The sequence below is a fragment of the Arthrobacter sp. SRS-W-1-2016 genome, assembly GCF_002009585.1.
GTDB classification, from domain to species: Bacteria; Actinomycetota; Actinomycetes; order Actinomycetales; family Micrococcaceae; genus Arthrobacter; species Arthrobacter bambusae_A.
The window spans coordinates 1-17756 of record NZ_MTPV01000068.1; the positions used below are offsets into that span (position 1 = coordinate 1).

The 17756-nt window shown below is 63.8% G+C and carries 14 protein-coding genes and 4 tRNA genes; 4 read left to right on the top strand and 14 right to left on the bottom strand.

Annotation, left to right across the window (positions count from 1 at the left end; all coding sequences use genetic code 11):
- Positions 1-197 precede the first annotated feature (197 nt).
- Genes BMF89_RS18630 through BMF89_RS18640 form a run of 3 tightly spaced genes read right to left on the bottom strand, consistent with a single transcriptional unit; the run spans position 198 to position 2266 of the window.
- Positions 198-689 (bottom strand): GtrA family protein, encoded by a 492-nt coding sequence (locus tag BMF89_RS18630; protein ID WP_078108562.1) that lies wholly within the window; start codon positions 687-689, stop codon positions 198-200.
- Positions 690-707: 18 nt separating this feature from the next.
- On the bottom strand, positions 708-1556 hold the full coding sequence (locus tag BMF89_RS18635) for a fumarylacetoacetate hydrolase family protein (protein ID WP_078108563.1): 849 nt from the start codon (positions 1554-1556) through the stop codon (positions 708-710).
- Between the two features lie 41 nt (positions 1557-1597).
- Positions 1598-2266 carry a DUF1684 domain-containing protein gene (locus tag BMF89_RS18640; RefSeq protein WP_078108564.1) on the bottom strand — a complete coding sequence of 223 codons (669 nt, stop codon included), beginning with the start codon at positions 2264-2266 and terminating at the stop codon, positions 1598-1600.
- A gap of 123 nt (positions 2267-2389) precedes the next feature.
- Here BMF89_RS18640 and BMF89_RS18645 point away from each other — a divergent pair, with 123 nt between their 5' ends.
- Complete coding sequence (locus BMF89_RS18645; RefSeq protein WP_078108565.1) at positions 2390-3205, top strand: hypothetical protein; 816 nt, start codon at positions 2390-2392, stop codon at positions 3203-3205.
- A 78-nt stretch (positions 3206-3283) separates the two neighbouring features.
- On the top strand, positions 3284-4090 hold the full coding sequence (locus BMF89_RS18650) for a transglutaminase family protein (protein ID WP_078108566.1): 807 nt from the start codon (positions 3284-3286) through the stop codon (positions 4088-4090).
- Positions 4091-4101: 11 nt separating this feature from the next.
- On the opposite strand, the gene BMF89_RS18655 is transcribed toward BMF89_RS18650, so the two are convergent.
- The 7 genes from BMF89_RS18655 to bcp all read right to left on the bottom strand — a co-directional run bounded on the left by BMF89_RS18655 (position 4102) and on the right by bcp (position 13166).
- On the bottom strand, positions 4102-4566 hold the full coding sequence (locus BMF89_RS18655; protein WP_078108567.1) for a MarR family winged helix-turn-helix transcriptional regulator: 465 nt from the start codon (positions 4564-4566) through the stop codon (positions 4102-4104).
- Complete coding sequence (locus BMF89_RS18660) at positions 4563-5684, bottom strand: LLM class flavin-dependent oxidoreductase (RefSeq protein WP_078108568.1); 1122 nt, start codon at positions 5682-5684, stop codon at positions 4563-4565. Before BMF89_RS18660 ends, BMF89_RS18655 begins: the two co-directional genes overlap by 4 nt.
- A gap of 127 nt (positions 5685-5811) precedes the next feature.
- A complete protein-coding gene (locus BMF89_RS18665) occupies positions 5812-9033 on the bottom strand; it encodes an efflux RND transporter permease subunit (protein ID WP_078108569.1) in 3222 nt (1073 codons plus the stop codon).
- A gap of 64 nt (positions 9034-9097) precedes the next feature.
- Entirely contained in the window at positions 9098-10603 is a 1506-nt protein-coding gene (locus tag BMF89_RS18670) for a malate:quinone oxidoreductase (RefSeq protein ID WP_078108570.1), read from the bottom strand.
- Between the two features lie 79 nt (positions 10604-10682).
- Complete coding sequence (locus tag BMF89_RS18675; protein WP_171983554.1) at positions 10683-12350, bottom strand: ABC transporter substrate-binding protein; 1668 nt, start codon at positions 12348-12350, stop codon at positions 10683-10685.
- 133 nt (positions 12351-12483) lie between these two features.
- A tRNA-Leu gene (locus BMF89_RS18680) sits at positions 12484-12565 on the bottom strand.
- A gap of 127 nt (positions 12566-12692) precedes the next feature.
- Positions 12693-13166 (bottom strand): thioredoxin-dependent thiol peroxidase, encoded by a 474-nt coding sequence (gene bcp, locus BMF89_RS18685; RefSeq protein WP_078108571.1) that lies wholly within the window; start codon positions 13164-13166, stop codon positions 12693-12695.
- Positions 13167-13278: 112 nt separating this feature from the next.
- Here bcp and BMF89_RS18690 point away from each other — a divergent pair, with 112 nt between their 5' ends.
- Positions 13279-13767: a MarR family transcriptional regulator gene (locus tag BMF89_RS18690; RefSeq protein WP_078108572.1), complete on the top strand. Its 489-nt coding sequence runs from the start codon at positions 13279-13281 to the stop codon at positions 13765-13767.
- A gap of 84 nt (positions 13768-13851) precedes the next feature.
- Here the strand turns inward: BMF89_RS18690 and BMF89_RS18695 are convergent.
- The 4 genes from BMF89_RS18695 to BMF89_RS18710 form a co-directional block, all read right to left on the bottom strand.
- Positions 13852-13927: transfer RNA gene (locus BMF89_RS18695), tRNA-Lys, on the bottom strand.
- A gap of 70 nt (positions 13928-13997) precedes the next feature.
- A tRNA-Lys gene (locus BMF89_RS18700) sits at positions 13998-14073 on the bottom strand.
- A 70-nt stretch (positions 14074-14143) separates the two neighbouring features.
- Positions 14144-14219: transfer RNA gene (locus BMF89_RS18705), tRNA-Lys, on the bottom strand.
- A 152-nt stretch (positions 14220-14371) separates the two neighbouring features.
- Positions 14372-15421: a hypothetical protein gene (locus BMF89_RS18710; protein ID WP_078108573.1), complete on the bottom strand. Its 1050-nt coding sequence runs from the start codon at positions 15419-15421 to the stop codon at positions 14372-14374.
- Between the two features lie 288 nt (positions 15422-15709).
- Here BMF89_RS18710 and ilvD point away from each other — a divergent pair, with 288 nt between their 5' ends.
- Positions 15710-17431, top strand: coding sequence for a dihydroxy-acid dehydratase (gene ilvD / locus BMF89_RS18715; protein ID WP_078108624.1), 1722 nt, complete (start codon positions 15710-15712; stop codon positions 17429-17431).
- The last annotated feature ends 325 nt before the right edge of the window (positions 17432-17756 follow it).

A 17756-nucleotide genomic window follows, 5' to 3' on the forward strand; every position in this document is an offset into this window, starting at 1 on the left:
CAAGGCACCAAGTTGGGTCGGCGTTCACCGAGACGAACACCTCCATGATCACCGAGCCGCCCGGAGAGAGCCAGAGTCTTGGTGAGCCAGACGCATACTTTCCCGGCCCACGGCGCACCAGCGGCGCTCATCCGCTAACTCGCATTTGTTGTCGTTTAGACGGCTCAAAACGACAGCAAATGCGAGCTAGTTGGGAATCAAACGTGGCGGGCCCGGCGGAAAATCCAATGCCGCAGCATGGTGAACCGCACGGCCGTCGCGACGAATCCGGACAGCGTGGTGGTCCAGAGGTCTTCGGCAAGGGTGGCTTCGGGCCGCAACGCATGCAGCACGCCCAAGCTCCCGCCCGTGATGACCAGCGCGACGGCGATCACGATCAGTCCGTTCAGGTGGTCCCGGGTCATCTTCCGGTTGCCGGTGATCTTGAAGGTGAGCCGCCGGTTCAGGGCCGTATTCATGAGCGAAGTGATGATCAGTGCTCCGGCGTTGGCAGGTTGGGGTCCCATCCACGGCCGGAACAGCGCATACAGCGCCAGCGAGGTGACGGTGCAGATGATCCCGACGCCGGTGAAACGGATGAGCTGCCTGACCACCGGATAGCGCAGCACGCCTTTGCGGCGATTGCTTGTCTTTGGCCTGGAAAGGGACGTCTGCCGCGTCTCAATTGCCGGCACGGCAGGAGGCTCCATGGCTCAAGCCTTTCATATCTAGCTGGGAAATTTCTCCCAAGATGCTGCAATTACGGGGTTGCTGAGCTCTCCGATGCCCTCGATGCGGCAAGTCACGAGGTCTCCGGGTTCGATCCTGGCGCACTCGGCCGGGAAGCCGGTGAGGACCAGGTCGCCGGGGTGCAAGGTCATGAACGACGTGAGGTAGACAAGGATTTCGTCTACCTTCCAGCCGAGGTCCGCGGTGCTGGCGGTGCGCAATTCCCGGCCGTTGTGCACGATGCCGATTGAAAGATCGCCGTCGTTGAGATCCGTGACGATCCACGGGCCAGCGGGGGTGAAGGTGTCCTGGCTTTTCGCGCTGATCCACAGTTCGTCGGTCTTCTGCAGGTCCCTCGCCGAGACGTCGTTGCCGATCGTGAAACCGAGGATGGCGTCGCGCGCGGTGTCGAGCGTGAGCCCGCGGACCTTGCGTCCGACGACGACGGTCAGTTCCGCTTCGGGGTCCACGTAGCCGACGTCCGAGGCGAGTTCGATGGCGTCACCCGGTCCGACGACGCTTGTGGCGGCCTTGTGGAACGCCTGGGCGGGTAAATCCCGGCCGGGCTGACCGGTGTTGTGCGCCATGCCGAAGACATTGGCCGGAACAGATGGCGCCAGGAACGTGAACGCGTCCTCGGAAACTTCGGAGCCTCCAACCCAGCCGGGCCGCCCGGTGCTGCTGCGGTTTGCAGGGGAGCCAGGGAACGGGCTGTCCACCACGGTCCAGCTCCGGCCTTCCGCGGAGGCGAAGTCGACCGCGTCGTTCGCGACGAAGAAGTGTTCGTCCGGTGAGGTGGGGGAGAGTGGGCGGACGCGGGCGATCCGGCGTGCACGGGAGGAAGTCATGAAGACATCCTACGTCCTTCGGCCTCATGAGGCCGTCCCATTTAGACCGGCAGGTAGAGCTCCCCCACCGGGATGTCCGCGGCCAGGCGATTCGCCGGCCCGGCCAAGGGGCAGGCCCAGGCCTCGTTGTAGGCGCAGGACGGGTTGTAGGCGAAATTGAAGTCGAGGACGAACTCCTGCTGCCCGGATCCGCGAAGGCCGTGGAAAGCGCCCTTGATCGTGTCCAGCAAATACCGGCCCGCGCCGTAGCTTCCTCCGGGTTTGCCGGCTGTGGCATCGCGGAAGGGCACGAAGATGCCGCCGCCATAGCTCCGCAGGCGCCACACGGCCAGCGAGCCAAGCTCGTCGAGGTCAAAGGTGCCGAGGCGGACAAACGGCACCACCCCGTCGGTACCGGTCTGGACGTTCATCTCCTGGCCCGCGCCCTCCGGCGAAAGGGCGGCATAGCGGCGGAACCGGGAATCGTAGTCCGCGGTGCGCAAGCCCGAGAAAGCCTGCTTGCGGGCGGGAGTCAGCGCCGAGGCCGGGTGGGTTCCGAACATGCGGTCCCGCTCCTGGCGCCAGTACACATGTGCCTGGAAGGGATCGTCCAATGCGATCTTGCGCACGTCGTCGTACATGGCGAACGTCCGCAAACGCCAGTCCGCGATGTCCACGGCGGAGATGTCCGCCACATTGTTTTCGTCCTCATCAAGCAGATCGGGAGCCATGCGTCCAGCCTAGTCCTACGATGCGGGCCCAAGCGGCGCCGGAGTCCATCTGCCGGCTTCGCAGATGCGAAACGCCGCTCCGGACGGTCAGCCGGGCGGCTCAGCGCCGCTAGGCTGGTGCGCATGAGAGCAAAGCGGATCCCGTTGAAGTTTTCAGTCTCCGTCCTGGGTGCGCTCATCGTGGTCGCCGCGGCTGGCTGCAGTTCCCAGGGCGCGGGCGGCCCGGTCTGGACGGCAGGGTCCAACAGTGCGGCACCCGGGAGCGGGTCGCCGTCGGGCTCCGGTACAGCCCCGCCGTCGGCCGGTTCCACTGCTTCGGGAAGCCCCTCCGCGGGAAGCACGGCGACGGCGGGGGCCACGGCCGCGGCGTGGAAGACGTACTCCGACGCAGCCAAGAAGGTCAGCTTCGATCTTCCGACAGACTGGATTGCGCAATCGGTCACGCCCGACGCCGGCTCCATGCCAGGCGCGCTGAAGATCGAGGTCAAAGACGCCAAGGGCGGGTATCTGGCGACGCTCCATACCGGACTGCCCTCGGCCAGTCCGGCCGACTGCAATCCGGCCGCCAAGCGGCCGTACACAGTGGTCAGCAGCGTGCCCATTGACCTGCCCCACGCGGACGGCGATTCCATGATCCCGCCGCACGTGGTGTTCCGGGTCATCCAGGGTTACAAGTTCTTCGGTTCATACGGCATCACCAACCTGGTGGCCGGAACTGACGGCCAGGCCTGCCAGCTGCGGAACCTCGTGGTGGGGCCCACCGGAAAGGGCAACTACTACTTCGGGGACATGCCCGCCGTGCATGCCTTCGCCACCGACGAAGTGGTTGCTCCGGCGAAGTCCTTCGATACCTTGGACCAAGCCGCCAAGTATGTTGACCAGAGTTCGGAATTCGCCAATGTCCAGCGGATGCTATTGTCTCTGAAGGTCAATCTGTAGAACCACGGTTGACAGACATTCGTCGGCGCCAACTCTGCCTCATTAGTGGGTTGTCCAGCCGCAACACTCCGGAGATCCATGGAACGCAACGTTGCTGCCCAGCTCGTTTTCAAGACCGTAGCCAATACCAAGGTGGCGATGGCAATAGCCGTGGCCAGCAATCCTGGCTACGAATCGTTGACCGAAGAGCTGTCAGTCACGGTGGAAGGCGAAGCTGTACCGCTGACTGAGCTGGGGGACCATCACGGCGGACGCTTCCACTACATGGAGTTCGCCGAACCCAGCGAGGTCACGGTTGATTACCGTGCCTCGGTGGAAGGCCTCGGCCTCCCCGACGAGTCCTCCCGGATGGAGCTCATCCGCTATGTCCGGCCCAGCCGCTATGCAGAGTCCGATCGGCTCCTTCCGACGTCGTATGCCGAGTTCGGCGGGCTGCACGGCGAGGAGCTGTTGCAGGCCGTCCGGAACTGGGTCCACGACGAACTCCGGTACGTCAGTGGTTCCTCGCGCGGGACGGACGGTGCGGTGGAAACGCTCCTGCACCGCAAGGGCGTGTGCCGCGACTTCGCGCACCTTGCCATTGCCCTCCTGCGCTCCAAGGACATTCCTGCGCGACTCGCCGCTGTGTATGCGCCCGGCCTGAGCCCCATGGACTTCCATGCCGTGGCCGAGGCCCACCTCGACGGCACGTGGTACGTCATCGATCCCACCGGCCTGGCTCCGCGCGAATCCATGCTTCGCATCACAGCCGGACGCGATTCCTCGGACACGGCGTTCCTCTCCACGGTGGGCGGCAGCCTGTCGTTGAAGAGCTTGAAAGTCACCGCGGTGGTGGCCGACGAGTTGCCGGATGAGGATCCGGCAAAGCTCGTCGTCCTCCGCTAGCCGTCGCGCGCCTACTTGTGCGCGACGAACGCCTGCAGCTTTTCGGTCAGGCGTAGAAGCTCGCGTTGTTCGTCCGCTGTCAGGGCCGGTGCCACGAGTTCGGCGATGTCGCGGATGTGCTCGCGGCCGATCTCCTTCTGCAGTTCCTGCCCCGCCGCGGTCAGCCCGAGCAGGATCCCGCGTCCGTCGTCGGGGGCGATGCTGCGTTCCACGAGTCCGCGCTTCTCCAACCTGTCAACCAGCCGGCTCAGGCTGGATTGGCTGAGCAGGACGTGATCGTTGATCTCGTTCAGGCGCAACTTGCCGGTGGGGCAACGGGACAGAGTGAACAGGACGTCGTACTCCTTGATGGGAAGCTTCTTGAAGGCCGGCCCAGCCTGGAGCCGGCGCATCACCGCCACCTGGGAGCGGAACAAGGACTCCCAGGTCTCGGCGGCGAGGCGCACGGCGGACGAGGTGGGCGCGGTGGTGGTCACGGGTTCCGCCCGGCGGAATCGGCAACCGCCTCACTGGCGGACGCGAGCACGGATGCCGCCACCCGGGATGCATGGGTGGGTGCGTCAGGTACATGGGCCGGCTTGCGGTCCTCGAATTCCTTGCGCAGGACCGGCAGGACTTCCTCGCCGAAGAGGTCCAGTTGTTCCAGGACGGTCTTGAGCGGCAGTCCGGCGTGGTCCACCAGGAACAGCTGGCGCTGGTAGTCGCCGAAGTATTCGCGGAACGTCAAGGTCTTTTCGATCACTTCCTGCGGGCTGCCGACGGTCAGCGGCGTCTGGGACGTGAAGTCCTCGAGCGAGGGTCCGTGGCCGTACACCGGGGCGTTGTCGAAGTAGGGGCGGAACTCCTTCACGGCGTCCTGGGAGTTCTTGCGCATGAAGAACTGTCCGCCGAGGCCCACGATGGCCTGGTCGGCGTTGCCGTGGCCATAGTGCTCGTAGCGTTCGCGGTACAGGCCGATCAGCTGCTGGTAGTGCTCCTTGGGCCAGAAGATGTTGTTGGCGAAGAAGCCGTCGCCGTAGTAGGCGGCAAGTTCCGCGATCTGCGGGCTGCGGATGGAGCCGTGCCAGACGAAGGGCGCGACGCCGTCGAGCGGGCGGGGCGTGGAGGTGAAGTTCTGCAGCGGGGTGCGGTACTTGCCGCTCCAATTGACGGTGTCCTCGTCCCAGAGGCGGCGCAGCAGGGAGTAGTTCTCCACGGCAAGTTCGATCCCGTCCTGGATGTTCTTGCCAAACCAGGGGTAGACGGGAGCGGTGTTGCCGCGTCCCATGATGAGGTCCACGCGGCCATCCGCCAGGTGCTGGAGCATTGCGAAGTCCTCGGCGATCTTGACCGGATCGTTCGTGGTGATCAGCGTGGTGGACGTCGACAGCGTGATGCTTTCAGTCTGCGCTGCGATGTAGGCAAGCGTGGTGGTGGGGGACGATGAGAAGAAGGGGCGGTTGTGGTGCTCGCCGATCGCATAGACGTCCATGCCGATCTCTTCGACCTTCTTGGCGATCGCCACGGCGGCCTTGATGCGCTCGTTCTCCGTGGGGGTGTGGCCCGTGGTGGGGTCGGTGGTGATGTCGCTGACGCTGAATACGCCGATCTCCATGATGTGCCTTTCTGCCTGCCCGATTGGTGTCCGGGCTCTGCCAACCAGTCTATCCCAAAATAGATGCATTTGCATGTATCACTGCCTGCAACAGGGCACAACGCCATTTTGTTCCCGGTGAGTCGCCCTACTCGGCGGGGCTGGAAGCGGACCGGCGGCCGGTGACTTTGGGAGTCACACCGGTGGTCCAGTCCAGGTGCTCGCCCTCGCCGTGGCCGGCGATGCCGTCGTTCACGACGTCGGGGCGTTGCGTGAGCGCCTTGAGCAGCGCCTTCTTCTCCCGCCGGCCTTCGACCAGCTTGTAGAGGACGGGAACGAGGACGAGCGTCAAAGCCGTGGACGACACAAGGCCGCCGATCACGACGATCGCGAGCGGCCGGGAAATGAACCCGCCGCCTCCCGTGAGGCCCAAAGCCATGGGCGTCAGGGCGAATACGGTCGCAAGCGCTGTCATGAGGATCGGGCGTAGCCGCTGCCTGGCGCCGTGGGTGATGGCATCCGCCACGCTCATCCCGGGACTGCCATCGTGTGGTTTGCGGTACTGGTTGATGAGGTCGATCAGGACGATCGCATTGGTCACCACGATTCCCACCAGCATCAGCATGCCGATCAGGGAAGGCAGCCCGAGCGGAACACCCGTGACGAGGAGCAACGCGATGGCGCCGGTCGCCGCGAACGGCACGGACACCAACAGGATGAGGGGCTGGATGAGGGATTTGAACGCCGCCACCATGATGACATAGACGATGGCGACGGCGGCCAGGAGCGCGAGGCCGAGCTGGCTGAACGAGTCCGCCTGCTGCGTCGTGGCGCCACCGATCGTGGCTGTGACGCCTGCCGGCAGCCGCACGGCGGCCAGCCGGTCACTGACTGCCGTGCTGACGGAGCCAAGGTTGGAGCCCGACGGCGTGACGGTCACCTTCGCGGTGCGCTGGCCGTTGCTGCTGGTGATGGATACGGGAGTGTCCACCTGCTCCACCGACGCGATATTGGACAGCGGAACGGGTCCGGCCGGCGTCGGGAGACTGATGGCGCTGACGTCGGCAATGCTGCTGAAGTGCGTGCCTTCGCCGATCTGTACCGGGAAGTCCGTGGTGTCGATACGGACAGTTCCTGCAGGGATGGGACTGACCGTGGACGCCAGGACGCCGGCAACTTGTTCTTCGTTGAGCCCGGCTGCGACGGCCTTGGCGCGATCGACCTTAACCTGGACCACAGACTGGCTCGCGTCCAGGTTGGTGGCTACCTCGGCGCTTCCGGGCACGCCGTCCATGGCCTTCGCGACGGCGTCGCTTGCTGTTTTGAGATCCGCTGCGTTGGCGGCGTTGATGGTGATGTCCACGCTGGAAGACGTGCCCAGCCCGCCTTGCTGTGCGCCGACAGTGACCTTCCCGGCAGCCGAGGCGCTGGCGAGCCGGGACCGGACCGTGTCCTGCAGTTTCTGCTGGTCGGCCTTGTCGTCGGTCACCACCGTGAATGTCGAATTGGAAGCCCCGCTTGAGGTGAGCGCGGCGAAGCCCGTTTGGGGGTTGCCCGACGTGACCTGGACATCCTTGATGCCATCGATGCCCCGCAGGACCGATTCCACCTGCGCAGCGGCGGCGCCGGTCTGCTCCAGGCTGGTGCCGGCAGGAAGGACCTGGCGCACGGTCATGCTGTTCTGGCCGGAGTTGCCGAGCAGGTCCGTGGCGAGCAACGGGGACATGGCCGCAGTACCACCCAATACCAGGACCGCGGCCACGATCGTGACGACCGGGTGCTTCTGGGTTGTGGACAGGATGGGCAAATAGCCGCGCTGCAGCCGGCTGCGTTGCTCTGCCTCGTGCGCCCTTGTCCGGGCGTTCTCCGCGGCATGGGCGTCCACCGCCGCGGCAGCGGATGGCGACTTGAGGAACCAGTAAGCCAACACCGGAACGATGGTGAGGGACACAAGCAACGAGGACAACAGGGCGATGGTCACCGTCAGGGCGAAGGGCCGGAACAGTTCGCCTGCCAGGTTGCCCACGAAGGCGATCGGCAGGAAGACGGCAACCGTGGTGAGGGTGGACGCCGTGATGGCACCGGCGACTTCCCGGATGGAATTGAGGATCGCCGCGAGCTTGTGTTCGCCGTAGCTCAGGTGCCGCTTGATGTTCTCGATCACCACGATCGAATCGTCCACCACCCGGCCGATCGCGATGGTCAACGCTCCGAGGGTCAGGATGTTGAGCGAGTAATGGGTCGCCGATATTCCGATGAACGTGATCAGGAGCGACAACGGAATGGACACCGCCGTCACGAGCGTCGAGCGCACGGACATCAGGAAAACGAGGATCACTGCGACTGCGAAGCCAAGTCCAAGGAGGCCTTCAGTGGTGAGGTCCTTGATGGATTTCTCGATGTACGGGGCCTGGTCGAACACCGGCGTGAAGTGCGCATTGGAGCCGAGCTCGGCTTCCATCTGGGGAATGGAATCCTTGACGGCGTGTGAAATGGCGACGGTGTCGCCGTCAGGCTTCTTCGTGATGGACAGGGCCAGCGTCGGTTTACCGTTGGTCCGGGTTATGGATGTTGCGGCGTCGTCCTGGATGCTGACGTCGGCAACGCCGCCGATGGTGGTGCCGGGCTTCGCCCCTGTGAGGGGCAAGCCCTTGATGACGTCGAGGGAGTCCACCGGGCTGCCGATCTGCAGCGAGAGGGTCTTGCCCTGGTCCTCGATGGTCCCGGCCGGGACCAGGGTCCCGTTGTTCTTGAGGGCATTCGTGAGCGATTGGACCGTGGCGCCGCTGGCGGCCATCGCCGGGGCTTTGGGCTGGATCAGGATGTGCTGGGTGGCCCCGCCTGTCACGTCAGCGCTGCGGACCCCGTCCAGCTTCTGGAGCCGGGGAACGCTCAAGCGCTGCAGATCCGTGTTCAACTCGCTGAGAGGCTTGTCCGAAGACACGGCCAAGTACACGATCGGGAAGTCGCTGATGCTGCCGGCGAAAGACTGCGGCTCGACGTCGGCCGGCAGCACACGTTTGGCATTGGAGATGGCCCGATCGATCTGGTTGCGTGCCCGGTCCAGGTTCGAACCGTACGTGAACACCATGGTGATCTGCGAAACACCGTTCCGTGACGTCGACGTTGTCGACTCGAGGCCCTCGACGCTGTTCAGCGCTGTTTCGAGCGGGCGGCTGAGTTGCTTGTCGACAACCTCCGGAGACGCGCCCGGCATGGACGTGATCACCGAGATCTGCGGGAACTCGATCGAGGGAATGAGCTCCTGCTTCAGGGACGACATGGTGATCACGCCGAACACCGCCGCGAAGACGGTGATCAGCGCGATCAATGCCCTGTTCGCCAGTGAAAGCTTTGCCAGACGGAACATTGCACTGTCTCCTGGGATCTACGGTCTGTCTCTTGTCTCGAACCGGCCGCAGCCCGGACGGCTGCTAGTGCTGGACGGCGTCGGCAGGCTCAAGCTGGAGCGAACGGGCAGTGCTCGCTTCCAACTCGGCCGCAAGTTCCGGATTGTCGTTCAGTTTGACGCCGTAGCCCGGCATCATTTCCTTGAGCTTGGACTGCCAGCCCTTGAAGTTCTTCGGGAAGGACCGCTGGAGCATCTCGATCATGATGGGGACGGCAGTGGAGGCTCCGGGGGAGGCCCCGAGCAGTGCTCCGATGGAGCCGTCACGGGCCGTGATCACTTCGGTGCCGAACTGCAGCACGCCGCCCTTCTTGGAGTCTTTCTTGATGATCTGCACCCGCTGGCCCGCGGTGATGAGCTCCCAGTTGGCGCCGTCGGCCTGGGGGTAGTACTCGCGGAGGGACTCCACCTTGGCGTCGTGGCGCTTGGCCACTTCCTTGATCAGGTACGCAGTCAGGTCCATGTTGTCCTTGGCCACGGCCAGCATCGGGATGATGTTGCCGGGGCGGATGGACAGCGGCAGGTCGAGGTAGCTGCTCGTCTTGAGGAAGTTGGTGGAGAATCCGGCGTAGGGGCCGAAAAGCAGGGAACGCTTGCCGTCAACGTAGCGGGTGTCAAGGTGCGGCACGGACATGGGCGGGGCGCCCACGGAGGCCTGGCCGTAGACCTTGGCGCCGTGCTGGCCGGCGATGGCCTCGTCAGTGCAGCGGAAGAACTGTCCGGACACCGGGAAACCGCCGTAGCCCTTGCTTTCCGGGATGCCCGATGCCTGGAGCAGGTGGAGTGCTCCCCCGCCGGCGCCGACGAAGACGAACTTGGCGTGGATCCGGCTGTGTTCGCCGGATGCCGGGTACTTGAGCGAAAGGTCCCAGCCGCCGTCGGAGGCTTTGCTCACATTGGTGACGTCGTGGCCATAGTTGACTTCAACGCCGTTGGCGGCGAGGTAGCCGGTCAGCTCGCGGGTCAAGGCGCCGAAGTCGACGTCGGTGCCTTCCGCGGCGCGGGTGGCGGCAACGCGCTGCTTGGCGTCGCGGCCCTTGACGATCAGCGGAGCCCACTTGGCGATCTGTGCCTGGTCTTCCGTGTATTCCATGCTGCGGAAGAGCGTGTTCGGCTTGAGTGCTTCATAGCGCGTCTTGAGGAAGTCTGCGTGCTTGTCGCCGATGACGAAGCTCATGTGCGGAACCGTGTTGATGAAGCCCTTGGGGGAGCCGATCAATTTGTTGTCCACGAGGTGGGACCAGAACTGCCGGGAGAGCTGGAATTGCTCGTTGATGTGGAGGGCCTTGGACGGGTCAACGGACCCGTCTTTCGCTGCTGGTGAGTAATTAAGCTCACAGAGCGCTGCGTGCCCGGTTCCCGCGTTGTTCCACGGTCCGGAGCTTTCCAGGCCGGCTTCGTCGAGTCGCTCGAAGAGGGAGATGGTCCAGCTGGGTTCGAGTTGCTTGATGAACGCACCCAGGGTTGCGCTCATGATCCCGCCCCCAATAAGGACGACGTCAGCGTGGTGTGTCTTGGAAATGAAGGTCACGATCTATCTCCGATAGCGGCGGCACTGGCTGTCACAGAATATCCCCGCGTGGGCACATAACTGAAATTGCGGCGGGACGTCAAGACTTCAGGCGAACGTTTGTAAAAACTTCGTTTAAGACAGGCGATGCCGGGTACTTCTCTACGCGGTCGGAGAGGGCCAAAGCCGAGATGGGGAATGCGATGGGCACTGCCGGGACGGTCGCCGCGATCTGGGCATTGATGGTCTGGTACTGCGAGTTGCGGTCAGCGCCTTCGGGGAGTCCCCGGGCCCGGTCGATCTTCGAGAACACCTGTGGATCGCTGTAGCCGAACTCGCCGTTGCTCTCTCCGAAGAGGGTGCCCACGAAATTGTCCGGGTCCGAGTAGGCGCCGTTCCAACCGAGCAAGTGGAGCGCGTGGTCGCCGGGGGATTGAACCTTCTGGAGGTAGCCGTCATCCCAGTTCACGGGTACCGGTTTGATGTTCAGTCCGATGGCGGTGAGCTCGGCGCTGATCTCCGCATAGATCTTCTCCGGAGTGGGAAGGTAGGCGCGCGTGACATTGAGCGGGTAGTAGAACTTGAGTTCCTCGCCTTTGTACCCGGACTTGGCGAGCAACTGTTTGGCCTTGTCCGGGTCGTATCCCAGGGACGGTGCGTTGTTGTTGAAGCCGCTCAGCTTGGGGGGAACGAACTGGGACGCCGGTGAGGTGTTGTCGATGAAGAACTTGTGGATGAGGGTGTCTTTGTCGATGGCCATCTCGATTGCCTGGCGCACCCCGAGGTTCTGGAGGGGCGCCACGGACTCGTTCATCCCCAGGTACATGACGGAGAACGGGTCCCGTTGGACAATTTGCATGCCCTTCTTGACGAGTTGGTCGAAGGTGCCGGCGGTGACGAGGTCGTATCCATCGATGGTTCCCGCGAGCAGGGCCTGGAGCCGGGCCTGCGGGTAGTCGAACGGAATGAAGTTGACCGTGGCAATCTCTCCGCGGTCGCCCCAGTAGCCCTTGTAGCTCTTGAGCGTGATCCGGTCTTGGCTCCACGAGGAGAAAACGTAAGGGCCGGTGCCCACAGGGTGCGAGGCGTAGGCCGACGCCGGCTGTCCTGACAGTTTCTTGTCCAGGACGTTGGCGGTCTCGTCGGCCAAGGCCTTCGGGGAGGACATGGCGAACGCCGGCAGCGTCAAAGCCTGCAGGAAGCCCGTGAAGGGCTTGGTCAGGTTGATTTGGACGTGGCCGGGAGAGACGACCTTGCAGTTCTTGAAGAGGGAAAGCGAAGCGTCGTCCGAGAAAGACTTGAAGACGCTCTTGAATGCGATGCCCGGTGCCTGCTGACGCAGCGTTGCCGGAAAGTTGAACCAACGGTTGAAGTTGCTGCAGACGGCGGCGGCGTCGAAGGCGGTTCCATCCTGGAAGGTGACCTTCGACCGCAACGTGAAGTCGTAGCTGAGTCCGTCATTCCCTTGTGACCAGGAGGTGGCAAGCAGGGGTGTTGGTTGGCCGGTGGAAGCATCGACCCCCACCAGGCCTTCCATGACTTGCCGCGTGATGCGATACGACTCGGAGTCGTTCGTCAGTGCGGGGTCGAGTCCAAGGGGCATCGACGGGGTACCGAAGTTGAAGGTCTTGCTCGGCTCTGCCGAAGCGCCGCCCGCGGCCGAGGTCGACGGTGCTGGTCCAGGACTTACCGTGCACGAGGTCAAGGCAACGGCCAGAAGGCCTGCGCCGATTTGTAGCGTGATTCGGCGAAGCTTGCTGCTTACCACTCTTGTCCCCTCAAGGCAGTTGGACGGGCTTGGGCCCGCGGCAGCCGGACCGCAGTCCAGTCTAGTTCAGGGCCCTGAGTCCCGGCTGGAAAGCGGAAGTGCCCCGGCCAAGGACCGGGGCACTTCCTGAAAGTGCGCAAGGGGGGACTTGAACCCCCACGCCCGAAGGCACAGGAACCTAAATCCTGCGTGTCTGCCAATTTCACCACTCGCGCTGGTGTTGGTACCCGAACCGGGAGTCGGGGCTTCCGCTCCGGTCATATACCGGCCTCCATTGTACCCGCGGTTTCGCGTCGGCCGATTCAATCGTGGCGGGCGCGCGTCTGTGCCGGAGGGTGGCGGCTACTTGTCGATTTTGAGGTCCCTCCGGAGCTTGGCCACGTGGCCCGTGGCCCGCACGTTGTACTGGGCCACCGCCACCTTGCCGTCGGGATTCACCACGATGGTGGAGCGGATCAGCCCTTGGTACGTGCGCCCATAGTTCTTCTTTTCGCCCCAAGCGGCATAGGCGTCAGCGACCCTGTGCCCTTCATCGGAAAGCAGGGGAAAGGTCAGTGCCTCTTCGGCCACAAACTTTTCCAGGTCCTTCACGGTGTCCGGGGAGATTCCGAGGACGTCGTAACCGGCGGCCTGAAGGCTGGCGAGGGAATCGCGGAAGTCGCAGGCCTGCTTGGCGCATGCAGGAGTTGACGCCGCGGGGTAGAAATAGATCACCGTACTGCGGCCGCGGTGCGAGGCCAGGCTGACCTCGCGCCCCGTGTGGTCCTTGAGGGTGAAATCCGGGGCGGTGTCCCCTGGAATGAGTCTTTCAGCCATGTGTGCTCCTTGCTCGCGTCCGCGACCACCAAGCTTAGTGACGGGCCGGGCGCTTCACGAATTGAACTACCCACGGCCGGATCTTCGCCGAACGGTCTATATACTGGCCTTTATGCCTGATATGGAAAGGTGGCCCACTGGGCGCCTGCTCTCAACGGCCGCGCGCCTCGTGGAGCATGCCTGGAACGAGAAACTGCGCGGTATGGATCTGACCCATGCCGGGGTCATTGTCATGGAAGTACTTGCCGTCAACGGACCGACCACCCAGTCGATGCTCGCCCAGATCGTCCGGGTTCAGGCGCAGACGATGGGGAAGACGCTCACGAGGCTGGAGGCCCACGGGCACGTCAGCCGCGCACGCAGCGTGTCCGACCGCCGTAGCCAGGTGGTCAGCCTGACCGACGCGGGGGAGCGCACCCTCGGCCTCGCCACGCAGTTGGAACGCGAAGTTCTTGCACCGGTTCCCGTGGACACGGCCAAGCTACGGCGGGAACTGCAGGCGCTGGTACGCGAATTGGCGAGCAATCATTCTTCGGCAATTGTCAATGACATTGTTGCCGCAGTGGATTCAGGCGCGGCGGCGAGCGAGGCTTCCAACTAGGCCTGCGAAGCCCTGGTCCGCGAAGCTGGCCGAAAAACAAAAAGATCCCTGGACGGCCATTCAGCCATCCAGGGATCTTCCCTTTGGTGCACCCCCCGGGACTTGAACCCGGAACCCATTGATTAAGAGTCAATTGCTCTGCCAATTGAGCTAGAGGTGCAATTGTTTGTTGCTCACAACGCAAAGAAATAACCCTTGAGCGGCTGTTGCCGCCCAAGGGCCCTTCCCTTTGGTGCACCCCCCGGGACTTGAACCCGGAACCCATTGATTAAGAGTCAATTGCTCTGCCAATTGAGCTAGAGGTGCAATTGTTTGTTGCTCACAACGCAAAGAAATAACCCTTGAGCGGCTGTTGCCGCCCAAGGGCCCTTCCCTTTGGTGCACCCCCCGGGACTTGAACCCGGAACCCATTGATTAAGAGTCAATTGCTCTGCCAATTGAGCTAGAGGTGCATTTGTCGATTTCGATCCGCAGAGGGCTTTTCTTCCCTCGTTGATCTCCGCAACGACATGTAACTCTACACGACACTTGCCGAAGTGTGAAATCGACCAGCGCCTCCCTCGCGGCTCTGCCTGGGAGGCGTCTCTTGAGCTCCTTGAGGCTCTCAGCGGCGGTTCCTGCGGGGCGGCCGGAAGCCTGCTGCCTCCGCGTGAGCGCTCGAAACGAACCAGACCTCGGCTTTGACCTCGTCATAGGACGGGCTGTCTTCATCGTGATAGGTCATGGTGTCCGCATTGCCTTTGACGGTGTAGCCATCGGGGCCGCTCCCGTCAGCGCCCGCCGCAGCCGACCCTTCACCGTATGGCTGATCGGCGGCGAGATGCCCGCCCAAAGGCGACGCGCCCGTCGAGTCCGGGGCCTGGGCCGTCGGCTCAGCAGGGGCCGAGGCGGCGTCGGGAGTTCCGGCCCGGTCTTCCCGCGTGCCTTCCGCGGCAGCGTCGACTGCCTCCGCCGCAGCGGATTCGGCCCCGGGAAGCGTCGGTGCGTGGGCGTCGGTGTACTCGCGGTGGTGGATCGGCGCGGGGGTGGCCGGGGCGCCGCCTTCGCTCCAGGTGGCTTCCCACTCTGCGCTGTCGGCCAACTGTTCGGGAGTGGTCGGCTCCGTGGCCGACGACGCCGGAGCGCCGGCGTCGGCCGGAACGGAAGGTCCGGCGTCGGCTACTGCGACGTCGTCGGCCGTTACGCCCCCTTCAAGTTCCGGCTCGGCGCCAGGAGGCTCGGCGGCTTCGGAAACCGCGGCCTCGGACAGTACGGGCTCCGAGAGCGTGGGCTCCTCGATTGCGGGTTCCTCGACCGGAGTTTCGGCCGCGGGGGACTCTTCCGGGGCCGCCGCTTCGGTTTCAAGGAGTGGGGCCAGTCGCTCCCAGTCGTCGACGTCGCCCGCTTCGGTAGCCGGTTCCGGCTCCGGTTCGTGTTCGGGTGCGGCTGTTCGTGATGCGGCCGGGTCTGGATCGGCAGCCGCGGTTGTGGCCACCAACGGGGCGGAGCCTGTCAACGCGGCGGAAGCGACGTCCATTTGTGGTGATGCGGCGGTAGTGGATGGAGAGGACGAGGCCGTGGCGCCGGCGGATGACTTCGAGCTATTTCGGCTCAAGAGCCACCAAACAATTGCGACGATCAACACAATGACAATGACCCAGATCAACCAATCCATGGGAGGAGCCCTTCTGTTCGAGTGGCGCAGGTGTGTCGTGATTTGACGTTACGTCCGTGTCGCGGGGCTGTCTAGATTAGTGAATCCAGATAGGTCAATCGAATCGCGGCCTTCCGGGCTTCTCTGATCCAGGTGGACGGAATTGCAGATGCCCTTAAAATGTTCGTCTCACATATTGAGACGACTGTCCATTATTTGAATGAAATATTGCACGAAATAGGGACAAATTCGCCTTAACCCGCCGATCGTGTTCGTTCGCCGCAGCTCAGGAGTCATAGACTCATGCCCATGAGTGACCACACCCCCATTGCGACAGACAACCAGCCGGACATCAAGCCACGCAGCCGGGTCGTAACGGACGGCATCCATGCCGCCCCCGCGCGAGGCATGTTCCGGGCCGTAGGGATGGGCGACGACGACTTCGCCAAGCCCCAGATCGGCGTCGCGAGCTCGTGGAACGAAATTACGCCGTGCAACCTCTCGCTCAACCGACTCGCCCAGGGCGCCAAGGAAGGCGTCCACGCCGGCGGCGGATTCCCCATGCAGTTCGGCACCATTTCCGTTTCGGACGGCATTTCCATGGGCCACGAGGGCATGCACTTCTCCCTTGTTTCCCGTGAAGTCATTGCCGACTCGGTTGAAACGGTCATGCAGGCCGAGCGCATCGACGGCTCCGTGTTGCTGGCCGGCTGTGACAAATCCCTCCCGGGCATGCTCATGGCAGCCGCGCGCCTGGATCTCGCCAGCGTCTTCCTTTACGCCGGTTCCATCATGCCGGGCTGGGTCAAGCTCGAGGACGGTTCGGAGAAGGAAGTCACCCTCATTGACGCCTTCGAAGCCGTGGGTGCGTGCGCTGCGGGAAAGATGAGCCGCGGAGACCTCGACCGCATCGAACGCGCGATCTGTCCTGGTGAAGGCGCCTGTGGCGGTATGTACACGGCCAACACCATGGCGTGCATCGGCGAGGCCCTCGGCATGTCCCTGCCGGGCTCGGCTGCCCCGCCCTCGGCAGACCGCCGTCGTGATGACTTTGCCCGCAAGTCCGGCGAGGCAGTGGTCAACCTGCTCCGCCTCGGCATCACCGCCCGGGACATCATGACCAAGAAGGCGTTCGAGAACGCCATCGCGGTCACCATGGCCTTCGGCGGTTCCACCAATGCCGTCCTGCACTTGCTCGCAATCGCCCGCGAGGCCGAGGTCGAGCTGACCCTGGACGACTTCAACCGCATCGGCGACAAGATCCCGCACCTGGGCGACCTCAAGCCGTTCGGCCGCTACGTCATGACCGACGTCGACAAGATCGGCGGAGTGCCCGTCATCATGAAGGCGCTGCTCGACGCCGGCCTGCTGCACGGCGACTGCCTGACCGTCACCGGCAAGACCCTCGCCGAAAACCTGGCGTCCATCAACCCCCCGGACCTCGACGGCAAGATCCTGCGCGCCCTGGACAACCCGATCCACAAGACCGGCGGCATCACCATCCTGCACGGCTCCATGGCTCCGGAAGGTGCCGTCGTGAAGAGTGCCGGCTTCGACGCCGATGTCTTCGAGGGAACCGCCCGCGTGTTCGAGCGCGAGCAGGGCGCGCTCGACGCTTTGGACAAGGGCGAGATCAAGGCCGGAGACGTCGTCGTGATCCGTTACGAAGGACCCAAGGGCGGCCCGGGCATGCGTGAGATGCTCGCCATCACCGGCGCCATCAAGGGCGCGGGCCTCGGCAAGGACGTGCTCCTGCTGACCGACGGCCGCTTCTCGGGCGGTACCACCGGCCTCTGCATCGGCCACGTCGCGCCCGAAGCCGTCGACGGCGGACCCATCGCCTTCGTCAAGGACGGCGACAAGATCCGCGTGGACATCGCCGCCCGCTCGTTCGACCTCCTGGTGGACGAAGCCGAACTCGAGTTCCGCAAGATCGGTTGGGAGCCCCTCCCGGCCAAGTTCACCAAGGGCGTCCTCGCCAAGTACGCCAAGCTGGTGCACAGCGCCTCCACGGGTGCTTACTGCGGCTAGTTCCGGGTTCCGGCCCAACTGACTCGCAGTTGTTGTCGTTTTGACGCCTCATAACGACAACAACTGCGAGTTAGTTGGGCAGCCGGGGTAGGACCAATCCGTGGACAATGGCGTCCATATAGTGAGATGACTTCTTTATCGTTTGACACCCATCTCACTAAGAGGGAACACTGAACGCATGATCGCATTCGTTACTGTCGGCGCCACCGTGGGCACTGTCGTACTTACCAAGCGCGTGGCCTCCTAGCCCGACTGGTAACGAACCGTCACGCGCAACCCCTCGAAGAGCCGCAAGGCTGAGGGGTTTTTTTATTTCCCGCAGGGG